This is a genomic window from Pseudokineococcus marinus, assembly GCF_013004605.1.
GTDB classification, from domain to species: domain Bacteria; phylum Actinomycetota; class Actinomycetes; order Actinomycetales; family Quadrisphaeraceae; genus Pseudokineococcus; species Pseudokineococcus marinus.
Window position 1 is genome coordinate 1 of the sequence record NZ_JABEMA010000345.1, and the last position, 2,962, is coordinate 2,962.

The window sequence follows — 2,962 nt, forward strand, 5'->3', positions numbered from 1 at the left end:
GGACCGGCGGGAGCGGCGGCGGGCGCGCCGCCGGGCCCGGCGCCGTCGCCCCCGGAGCGGGGGCCGGCGACCGGCTCTCCCGGCTCCTGGCGATGGTGCCCTGGCTCCTCGAGCGCCAGGGCGTCGCCCTCGAGGACGCCGCCCGGCACTTCGCCATCTCCACCGACCAGCTCGTCGCCGACCTCGAGCTCCTCTTCGTGTGCGGGACGCCGGGCCACATGCCCGACGACCTCATCGAGGCGGAGTGGGAGTCGGGGCACGTCTACCTCGGCAACGCCGACGCCATCGCCCGCCCGCTGCGCCTCGGGCAGGACGAGGCGCTGGCCCTCCTCGTCGGACTCCGGACCCTGGCGGACCTCCAGGGGGTCGAGGACAGCGCCGCCCTCGAGGGCGCGCTCGCCAAGCTCTCGGCCGCCGCCGGGGACGCCGCCGCCGCGGCCGGCTCCGTCCAGCTCGACCTGGCCGCCGGCGCCGACCCGGGGGTCCTCGCCGTCGTCCGCGGGGCCCTCTCGCGGAGCCGGCGCCTGCACCTGAGCTACCTCGTGGCCACGCGCGACGAGACGACGGAGCGGGACGTCGACCCGATGGAGCTCGAGTCCCTCGACGGCCGCTGGTACCTGCAGGCGTGGTGCCACCGGGCGCAGGGCGTCCGGCGGTTCCGCCTCGACCGGGTCCTCGCCGCCGAGGAGCTCGACGCGGACGGCACTCCGCCGCCGGACGCCGTGGCCCGCGACCTCGGCAGCAGCCTCTTCGCCCCCGGCGACGAGGTGCCCCTCGTCGTCCTCGACCTCGACGCCGGCGCCCGGTGGGTCGCCGAGTCGGTGCCCGTCGAGGACGTCACGGAGCGCCTCGACGCCCCCGGGGGCGTGCGGGTGCGGCTGCGGGTGGCCGACGACGGCTGGCTGCGCCGCCTCGTCCTGCGGCTCGGCGGTGCGGCGCGCGTGGTGTCGCCGCCCGCGCTGGCGGACCAGGTGGCCACCGCCGCCCGGGCGGCCCTCGCCGCGGCCGGGGCGGACGACGGGGACGAGCGGCCGGAGGACGGGGACGAGCGGCGGGCCGACGGCGCCGGCGGGCCCGGCCTCGTCCGGCACCGCGGCTAGGGTCGCCCCCGTGACCTGGTGGATGTGGGTGCTCCTGTGGCTGGTGCTCGTCGTCGGCGCCGCCGTGGTGCTCCTGCGCCTCGGGCTCGGCCTGTGGCGCAAGGGGCTCGCCAGCCTCGCCGAGGTCGAGCGCGCGAGCCAGGTCGCCGCCGAGCTGTCCGAGCAGGTGAGCCGCCTGCAGGCCGAGAAGCCCCGCGAGCCGGTCGTCACCACGGCCTTCGACGACCCGGTCGCCCTGCGCCGGGAGCGCACCCAGCGGTTGGCCCAGCGGACACGCGCCCGTCGCCGACAGGCCGGGCGGGGGAGTCGTACGCTGGGCCGGACGACGACGCGCGCCGCTCGCACCACCGACTGAAGGGTTCCGCCATGCTCCGGGACATCTCGCTCTGGCAGGTCCTGATCCTCGTCGGGATCATCGTCATCCTCTTCGGCGCCAAGCGGCTCCCCGACGTCACGCGCAGCGTGGGCAAGTCCCTGCGCATCCTCAAGACCGAGGTCAAGAGCCTGCGCGACGACGACGACGAGGCCAAGCCCGCCACCGCCGAGCCGGAGCAGCGACCCGCCGCGCAGCCCCTCGAGGGGCGCGCCGTGGACGAGGCCCGTCGCGAGCAGCGCGACGAGCAGCACCGCGCCTCCTGACCCGTGGCGCTGCGGACGCCGAGCCGCCGCCGGAAGGACCCCGAGGGGCGCATGCCCCTCGGGTCGCACCTGCGCGAGCTGCGGAACCGGCTGGTCTGGTCGGCCGTCGCGGTGCTGCTCGGCGCCGTCGCCGGGTGGTTCCTCTTCGACCTCGTCTTCGGCCTGCTGACGGTCCCGCTGACGGAGGCCGCGCGGGAGGCCGGACGCGAGGACGACATCACGACGAACATCGGCAGCGTGACGGGCGCCTTCGACCTCAAGGTCAAGGTGTCGATCTTCACGGGCCTGCTCGTGTCGAGCCCCGTCTGGCTGTGGCAGCTGTGGGCCTTCGTCACGCCGGGCCTCACGCGCCGCGAGAAGCGCTACACCGTCGGCTTCGTCGTCGCGGCCGTGCCGCTCTTCCTCAGCGGCGTGGCGCTCGCCTACGTCGCCCTCCCGCGCGCGGTGTCCTTCCTCGTGGACCTCACGCCCGAGGGCACCGTCAACATCATCGACACGTCGATGTACATCGGCTTCATCATGAGGATCCTGCTCGCCTTCGGGGCGTCGTTCCTCCTGCCGGTCGTCCTCGTCGCCCTGAACTTCGTGGGTCTGCTGCCCGCCCGGACGATCCTGGCGGCCTGGCGGTGGGTCGTCGTCCTGGCCTTCGTGCTCGCGGCGGTCCTCACGCCGAGCCCGGAGCCGACGGCGATGTTCTTCCTCGCCGTCCCTCTGTGCGCGCTGTTCTTCCTCGCCATCGGCGTGGCCGCGATCAACGACCGTCGCCGGCGACGCAGGGACGAGCGCGAGGGCTACGCCGGCCTGTCGGACGACGAGGCGGCCCCCCTGTGAGGTGCCCGGCCGTGACCACCCCGGCCGTGAGCGCCCCCGCCGTGGGGACCGCAGCGCGAGGCCTGCCGGGCGCGCCGGTCGCGACGGCCGCCGGGTGAGCGCCGCCGACCCGCTCGTCTGCCTCCTCACCAACCCCGTCTCGGGCGCCGGTCGGGGGCGGGGGGCGTCCGAGACGGCGCGCCGCGAGCTGGCGCGGCTCGGCGTCCGCGTCTTCGACGCCACCGGCAGCTCGGCCTCGCGGTCCCTGCGCCGGGCCCACGTCGCCGCCGAGGGCGCCGACGCCGTCGTGGTCGTCGGCGGGGACGGCATGGCCCACCTCGGCGCCGAGGTCGCGGCGGCCCACGACCTGCCCCTGGGGCTCGTGCCCGCGGGCACCGGCGACGACGTCGCCC

The 2,962-nt window shown here is 76.6% G+C and carries 5 protein-coding genes; all 5 read left to right on the forward strand.

Annotated elements, in window-relative coordinates; translation table 11 throughout:
• The coding region (locus HLB09_RS15125; protein WP_322790210.1) for a helix-turn-helix transcriptional regulator at nt 1–1,100 on the forward strand (1,100 nt) is incomplete at its 5' end.
• A gap of 10 nt (nt 1,101–1,110) precedes the next feature.
• A complete protein-coding gene (locus tag HLB09_RS15130; protein WP_171204156.1) occupies nt 1,111–1,455 on the forward strand; it encodes a hypothetical protein in 345 nt (114 codons plus the stop codon).
• Between the two features lie 11 nt (nt 1,456–1,466).
• Complete coding sequence (tatA, locus tag HLB09_RS15135) at nt 1,467–1,739, forward strand: Sec-independent protein translocase subunit TatA (RefSeq protein WP_171204157.1); 273 nt, start codon at nt 1,467–1,469, stop codon at nt 1,737–1,739.
• A 51-nt stretch (nt 1,740–1,790) separates the two neighbouring features.
• Entirely contained in the window at nt 1,791–2,570 is a 780-nt protein-coding gene (gene tatC, locus HLB09_RS15140) for a twin-arginine translocase subunit TatC (protein ID WP_171204158.1), read from the forward strand.
• Between the two features lie 94 nt (nt 2,571–2,664).
• The coding region (locus tag HLB09_RS15145; protein ID WP_212771173.1) for a diacylglycerol/lipid kinase family protein at nt 2,665–2,962 on the forward strand (298 nt) is incomplete at its 3' end.

Coding starts and splice junctions, on each gene's coding strand:
- tatA (WP_171204157.1), top strand. CDS start 1,467: ATGCTCCGGGACATCTCGCTCTGGCAGGTCCTGATCCTCGTCGGGATC.
- tatC (WP_171204158.1), top strand. CDS start 1,791: ATGCCCCTCGGGTCGCACCTGCGCGAGCTGCGGAACCGGCTGGTCTGG.